We start from the raw sequence: 388 nt of genomic DNA, 5'->3' as shown, positions 1-388 counted from the left end.
CTGACGTTGCGCTTCCGGTCGTTCGTGAATTTGTGAACCGCGTTAAAGAAAAAGCGGTGGGCGTAGAAGTTTCTAAATCTCTGACTCCAGGTCAGGAATTTATCAAGATCGTTCAAACAGAACTTGAAGCCGTAATGGGTGAGTCGAATGAGGCGCTAAACCTTGCCGCTCAACCACCTGCTGTGCTTCTTATGGCAGGTCTACAAGGTGCGGGTAAAACCACATCGGTAGGTAAGTTATCTAAGCTTCTAAAAGAACGTGACAAGAAGAAAGTTTTGGTTGTGTCTGCCGACGTTTACCGTCCTGCGGCAATCAAGCAGCTTGAAACACTGGCATCAGACATCGGTGTTGACTTCTTCCCATCATCACCAGACCAAAAGCCTATTGA

General features: G+C 47.2%; 1 protein-coding gene. It reads left to right on the top strand.

Going from position 1 to position 388, the window contains the following annotated elements; all coding sequences use genetic code 11:
* Window positions 1-388: signal recognition particle receptor subunit alpha (locus tag O4H47_RS17855; RefSeq protein WP_269395379.1), on the top strand; the 388-nt coding region annotated here is incomplete at both ends.

It is taken from the genome of Maritalea porphyrae, from assembly GCF_027213965.1.
GTDB classification, from domain to species: domain Bacteria; phylum Pseudomonadota; class Alphaproteobacteria; order Rhizobiales; family Devosiaceae; genus Maritalea; species Maritalea porphyrae_A.
Note: the sequence above shows the minus strand (reverse complement) of the source record. Positions and strands in the feature narration are given on the sequence as shown.